The organism is Pseudomonas sp. ACM7, from assembly GCF_004136015.1.
GTDB classification, from domain to species: Bacteria; Pseudomonadota; Gammaproteobacteria; order Pseudomonadales; family Pseudomonadaceae; genus Aquipseudomonas; species Aquipseudomonas frigoris.
The window spans coordinates 4,874,278-4,880,512 of record NZ_CP024866.1 but is presented as its reverse complement, the minus strand read 5'-3'; the positions used below and the strand labels follow the sequence as shown (position 1 = coordinate 4,880,512).

The 6,235-nt window shown below is 60.8% G+C and carries 5 protein-coding genes; all 5 read right to left on the bottom strand.

Annotated features, from left to right (window positions below; genetic code table 11):
* Positions 1–351: 351 nt before the first annotated feature.
* On the bottom strand, positions 352–1,500 hold the full coding sequence (locus CUN63_RS23175; protein ID WP_129442860.1) for an acyl-CoA dehydrogenase family protein: 1,149 nt from the start codon (positions 1,498–1,500) through the stop codon (positions 352–354).
* Positions 1,501–1,661: 161 nt separating this feature from the next.
* The gene (gene recR, locus CUN63_RS23170) at positions 1,662–2,264 is read right to left on the bottom strand and encodes a recombination mediator RecR (protein WP_033055661.1); all 603 of its coding nucleotides are present in this window, start codon (positions 2,262–2,264) and stop codon (positions 1,662–1,664) included.
* A gap of 65 nt (positions 2,265–2,329) precedes the next feature.
* Positions 2,330–3,364 (bottom strand): NADP-dependent oxidoreductase, encoded by a 1,035-nt coding sequence (locus CUN63_RS23165; protein WP_129442858.1) that lies wholly within the window; start codon positions 3,362–3,364, stop codon positions 2,330–2,332.
* Positions 3,365–3,628: 264 nt separating this feature from the next.
* Entirely contained in the window at positions 3,629–3,967 is a 339-nt protein-coding gene (locus CUN63_RS23160; RefSeq protein ID WP_129442857.1) for a YbaB/EbfC family nucleoid-associated protein, read from the bottom strand.
* Positions 3,968–4,034: 67 nt separating this feature from the next.
* Positions 4,035–6,119: a DNA polymerase III subunit gamma/tau gene (dnaX, locus tag CUN63_RS23155; protein ID WP_129442855.1), complete on the bottom strand. Its 2,085-nt coding sequence runs from the start codon at positions 6,117–6,119 to the stop codon at positions 4,035–4,037.
* Between the last annotated feature and the right edge of the window lie 116 nt (positions 6,120–6,235).

Below are 6,235 nucleotides of genomic sequence, written 5' to 3'. Positions count from 1 at the left end.
CCGGCAGTGTTGGGGTGGCTTGCGCCAACGTCTTGCGGGTTGATCCGGATTTCAAGATTGTCTTTGGAAACATCGATGCCTGCGCAGGAAAACATAACCAAATCCTCTTACACTCAAAGGTGAGAGCACTCTGGCTGGGCACCACGCTTGTACTGTTCGAGGTAGGCTCGTTCAACTGTCCGGGCTCAATAACCAGAGTAGAGAGGTGAATGGCAGCATGAGCTCCCACACGTGCTTCAGGCACTCCGGGCATTCAGCTTGCCACTCACCGCTCTCATCCTCATCCTAATCCCTACGCAAGACACAAGCGGGCTTGCTCGCGAATGGCAGCACCACCTATCTCAATGTCTGTTAAAGCCCCATCTGCTTGCTGATGATCTCGTTCATCACTTCCCGCGTACCGCCGCCGATCGACAAGATCCGGTTATCCCGATACAGCCGCTCCACCAGGCTCTCGCGCATGTAGCCAAGGCCACCCAGAATCTGCACAGCATCCGTAGTAATCCGATCAGCCGTGTCAGTCGCAAAATTCTTGGCCATGGAAATCTCCTTGATCACACTCTGCCCCGCCGCCATTTTCGCTGCCTGGCGGTAGGTGAATTCCCGTGACACCTCCAGCGCCGTCGCCATTTCGGCAAGGCGATGCTTGAGCACCTGAAACTTGCCGATGGGTTTACCAAATGCTTCACGCTGGCGAGCCCATTTAAGGCTCTCTTCCAGCGCCAGTTGCGCGGTCATGTTGGCCATTAGCGCCAGCGCCAGGCGCTCGCTCTGGAAGTTACCCATGATGCAGGCGAAGCCCATGTTTTCGGCGCCAATCAGATTTCCTACTGGCACCCGGCAATCGTCGAAGAACAGTTCGGCAGTGTCCGACGCCCACCAACCCATTTTCTTCAACTGACGGCCTACGGTGAAACCGGGCGTGCCCTTCTCGATCAATAGCAGGCTGATGCCACCAAAACCCGGCGCACCGGTGCGCACCGCGACGGTGTAGAAATCCGCGCGGACGCCACTGGTGATAAAGGTTTTGCTGCCGCTGACCCGGTAGCACTCGCCGTCGCGCACGGCGCGGGTTTGCAGGTTGGCGACGTCGGATCCACCACTGGGCTCGGTCACGGCCAGGGCGCTGATCTTGTCGCCGGCGAGCACCTGCGGCACAACGCGATCGCGAACTTCAGGCCTGGCCCACTTGAGGATCGGCGGCAGGCCGATGTCCAACGAGCCGAGCCCCGCCACCAGACCGCCGGAGCCACAGCGCATCAACTCTTCGCTGGCGGCGACCTTGGCGAACAGATCACCTTCGTGACTGCCACCCAAGGCTTCGGGATAACCGATCCCCAGAATCCCCGCCGCGCCGGCCTTGAGGTAGAGCTCGCGGGGAAAGCTTTCGGCTTCTTCCCACTGGTCGATGTCCGGCAAGATCTCGCGCTCGACGAAACGTTTGACGCTGTCGCGGACCAATTGGTGGCTGGGGTCGAAGTATTCCTGAAAGGCAGGCATCGGCGAACTCCACTGAAGGTTCAGCGAACTTACCGAGCGCTTGCTTGGTTTTCAAGTAAAGGAGTGTTCGAAGATCAAAAGATCGCAGCCTTCGGCAGCTCCTACATTGGCATGCGTACACCAAGGAGCTGCCGCAGGCTGCGATCTTTTGCTTTTAACAATTACAGAGCAATAGGCTTACGCCCGGCAAACGAATGCGCCAACGTCCCGCCATCCACCAATTCCAGCTCGCCACCCAATGGCACGCCGTGGGCGATGCGCGAGGCGATCAGGCCTTTGTTGCTGAGCAACTGAGCAATGTAATGCGCCGTCGCCTCACCTTCCACGGTCGGGTTGGTCGCCAGAATAACTTCAGTGAACGTGCCCGCCTCTTCGATCCGCGCCAGCAGTTGCGGAATGCCGATGGCTTCCGGCCCTAGCCCATCGAGTGGCGACAGATGACCCTTGAGCACGAAGTAGCGACCACGGAAACCGGTCTGCTCCACCGCGTAGACGTCCATCGGCCCTTCCACCACGCAGAGCAAGGTGTCGTCGCGACGGGTATCGGCGCATTGCGGGCAGAGGTCATCTTCGGTCAGCGTGCGGCACAACCGGCAATGGCCCACCCCTTCCATGGCCTGGCTCAGCGCCAAGGCCAATCGCGAGCCGCCGCTGCGATCACGTTCGAGCAACTGCAACGCCATGCGCTGGGCGGTTTTCTGACCCACACCTGGCAAAATTCGCAGGGCGTCGATCAGTTGGCGAATCAAAGGGCTGAAGCTCATGGGGAAAAGTCCGACAAAACAACGAGACGCGGTTTATACCCGCGCCTCTGTTTAGCGTCAATTACTCAGTCCTGGGCGACCCGCACAACCAGTTTGCCGAAATTGCGTCCTTCCAGCAGACCGATGAACGCTTCAGGTGCCTGCTCCAGGCCATCGACCACGTCTTCGCGGAACTTCACTTTGCCGTCGCGCACCCACGGCGCCATGGCGCTGACGAATTCCGGCTGACGATCGCCGTAGTCGTCGAACACGATGAAGCCCTGGATTCGCAAGCGTTTGGTCAGCAGCGTACGCTGCAATTGCGGCAGACGATCCGGGCCGGTCGGTGCTTCGTGAGCGTTGTAGGACGCGATCAGGCCGCAGAGTGGAATTCGCGCCTTGGGCTTGAGCAGCGGCAGCACGGCATCGAACACCTTGCCGCCGACGTTTTCGTAATAGATGTCGATGCCCTCGGAGCACGCCTTGGCCAATTCTTCGGCGAAGTTCGGGCTCTTGTGATCGATGCAGGCATCAAAACCCAGCTCCTCGACCACATAACGGCACTTGTCCGCGCCACCGGCCACGCCGACCACGCGCAAGCCCTTGATCTTCGCGACCTGACCGACCACCGAACCCACGGCGCCGGATGCGGCCGCAACCACCAGGGTTTCGCCGGCCTTGGGCTGGCCGATGTCCATCAGGCCCATATACGCGGTCATGCCGGGCATACCCAACACGCCCAGCGCCATTGACGGGCTCGGCAGCCCGGACGGCACCGGAATGATGTCGCGACCGTCGCTGAGGCTGTGGCTCTGCCAACCGGTAGAACCGACCACCAGATCACCTTCTTGGAATTTCGGATTCAGCGAGCGCTCGACCCGACTGACAGCGCCACCGGTCATCACCTCGCCGATTTCAACCGGTGCGGCGTAGGACGGCGCGTCGCTCATGCGTCCGCGCATATAGGGATCGAGTGACAGGTAAAGGGTCTTGAGCAGCACCTGACCGTCGGCCAGGTCCGGCAGCGCAACGCGCTCCAGGCGGAAATTCTCCGGCGTCGGCGCGCCTACCGGGCGGGACGCCAGGACGATACGTTGGTTGAGGGTCAATGCTTGTGGCATGTGAGCTTCTCCTTTTGATCGATGAATTCGGCGGTATAGGGAGCAGACCGTTGTGACGGTGTGGCGTTCGATGTTTCGTCAGTTGTACCGAGGTGACTTCATCGCGGGCAAGCCACGCTCCCACAGGATTTAGGTGATCCCTGTGGGAGCGGGCTTGCCCGCGATGGCTGCCTTTAAGGCAGCACATTTCCAACTGGCAGAAACAAAAATGCCAGGCGCGATGCCTGGCATTTTTTTGTAGCCCATCCGACGCGCTTTGGCGAATCAGAATGGCAGTTTCATACCCGGTGGCAGTTGCATGCCAGCGGTCATGCCGGACATTTTGTCCTGGCTGTTGGCTTCGATCTTGCGCACGGCATCGTTGACGGCGGCGGCGAACACAGCCTCCAGCATCTCTTTGTCGTCTTCGCTCAAGCCTTCGGCCAGGCTTGGATCGATGGTCACGCGCTTGACGTCGTGACGACCGGTCATCACCACGGTGACCATATCGCCACCGGCTTTACCGGTGACTTCGGCGTTGGCCAGTTCTTCCTGCATCTTGGCCATTTTTTCCTGCATCTGCTGTGCCTGCTTCATCAGGCCGGCCATGCCACCTTTCATCATGGGAATCACCTCAAAAGTACTTGGATAAATACAGCGTCCGGCCCTTTCGGCCGAACACCTTCAGTTATTAGCCCTGAGTGACCAGGGTCTCGACAGGTTCAATAGTATCGTTACGGACCACCGCACCGAACTGCTGCATCATTTGCTGGATGAACGGATCACCGTGGATCGACTCTTCGGCCTCGCGCTGACGGTTCGCACGGCGCCGGGACGCGGCCTGGGCCGGGGTTTCCTGCTCGGGCTTGATCAGTTCCATGCTCAGGGTCAGCGTACGCCCGTGAAACTGGTTCAACGCATCGTTCAAGCGACGCTGTTGAGTCGCGTTGAACAGCGCGCTGTGGGCCGGGTCCAGGTGCATCAGCCAGTGGTCACCCTCGACGGCGATCAGCGTGCAGTTGGCGGCAATGCTGCCGGTCATGCCGGAGATCGGCAGTTTCGGGAACAACTCCAGCCATTGCAACGCCAGACCGGTGGCCGGCATGGCGGCCGGCTCGGGCTCGGCTTCCGGCACTGGCTCGGCGGTGTGTTCGCTGGCCAGTTCATCGAGGTAGCTGTAGGCCGATTCCATGTCCGGCTCGATGTAGTCCTCGTCCAGCGGCGGCTCATCGTCCAGGTCCATGCCCGGCGTCGCGGCATCGACTTCGGCCACCGACGGCTCCGGCATCGGCGCAGCGGCCCACTCGGGTGCGTCCGGCACCACGCTGTCGGGGGCCGGCAACGGCATCGGCGCCAATTCGGGTTGTTCGCTGGCAGTTTCCAGCACCGGCTCGACGGCGGGTTGCTGAACGACTTCGGGTTCGATCGGGTCGTTCCAGGGCAGATCGACGACGGCTTCGACCGGTACTGCCTCAACGACAGGCTCTGGCGCAACGACGGGCGCAACCGGCTCAGGCTCGGGCGCTTGCACAGGAGCAACCACCACCGCAACCGGCGCAGGCGCGACGGGTGCAACTGCCGCAGCGACTACCGGCGCAACAACGGGCGCGGCAGCCACTGAATTTGCGGAATCAACTGTGGCTTGGCTGATCCCCACTGGCTTTAGCGGTTGCCTCGGAGCGTCCGTGGTGTCTGCCGGTCGGAATGCGAGCATCCGCAGCAGGACCATTTCGAAGCCACCGCGCGGGTCTGGCGCCAGCGGCAAGTCGCGACGGCCGATCAGGCCCATCTGGTAATAAAACTGTACGTCTTCGGCTGGCAGAGCCTGAGCCAGTGCCAGCACTCGGTCACGGTCGCCATGACCGTTGTCGACGCCTTCAGGCAGGGCCTGGGCGATGGCGACACGGTGCAGCACGTTGAGAATTTCCGAGAGCACGCCGTTCCAGTCCGGGCCTTGTTCAGCCAGATGACGAACGGCTTCGAGCAAAGCCTTGGCGTCGCCTTCGATCAGCGCATGCAGAACGTCGTAGACCTGACCGTGATCGAGCGTGCCGAGCATCGCCCGTACGTCGGCGGCCATGACTTTGCCTTCACCGAAGGCAATCGCCTGGTCGGTCAGGCTCATGGCGTCGCGCATCGAACCGTCGGCAGCACGCCCCAGCAGCCACAGCGCGTCGTCTTCGAACGGCACGTTCTCGACACCCAGCACGTGGGTCAAATGCTCGACCACACGCTCCGGCGTCATGTTCTTCAGAGAGAACTGCAGGCACCGCGAAAGAATGGTTGCAGGAAGTTTCTGCGGATCGGTCGTCGCCAGGATGAACTTGACGTAGGGCGGCGGCTCTTCAAGGGTTTTCAACAGCGCATTGAAGGAATGGCTGGAGAGCATGTGCACTTCGTCGATCAGGTAGACCTTGAAGCGCCCACGGCTCGGTGCGTACTGAACGTTGTCGAGCAGTTCGCGGGTGTCTTCGACCTTGGTCCGGCTCGCGGCGTCGATCTCGATCAGGTCGACGAAGCGGCCTTCATCGATCTCGCGGCACACCGAGCACTCGCCGCAAGGCGTTGAAGTGATACCTGTTTCACAGTTCAGGCATTTGGCGATGATCCGCGCGATGGTGGTCTTGCCGACCCCGCGGGTACCGGTAAACAGATAGGCGTGGTGCAGCCGCTGGCTGTCCAAGGCATTGATCAGAGCCTTGAGCACATGGGTCTGGCCGACCATTTCGCGGAACGAGCGCGGACGCCATTTACGTGCAAGAACCTGATAACTCATCGAAAACCGTCGCAACGAAGGAACAGAAGCGGCTAATGCTAGCGGAGCAAGGCCAAAATTGCATCCGGTGCGCTCGTCTAATCTGGCTAAGATGGTCTTTGGGGGGCTTTGGCTCG

Bases quoted from the DNA above. Each gene is read 5' to 3' on its own strand.
- CUN63_RS23175 (WP_129442860.1), bottom strand. From the start codon at position 1,500: ATGCCTGCCTTTCAGGAATACTTCGACCCCAGCCACCAATTGGTCCGC.
- recR (WP_033055661.1), bottom strand. From the start codon at position 2,264: ATGAGCTTCAGCCCTTTGATTCGCCAACTGATCGACGCCCTGCGAATT.
- CUN63_RS23165 (WP_129442858.1), bottom strand. From the start codon at position 3,364: ATGCCACAAGCATTGACCCTCAACCAACGTATCGTCCTGGCGTCCCGC.
- CUN63_RS23160 (WP_129442857.1), bottom strand. From the start codon at position 3,967: ATGATGAAAGGTGGCATGGCCGGCCTGATGAAGCAGGCACAGCAGATG.
- dnaX (WP_129442855.1), bottom strand. From the start codon at position 6,119: ATGAGTTATCAGGTTCTTGCACGTAAATGGCGTCCGCGCTCGTTCCGC.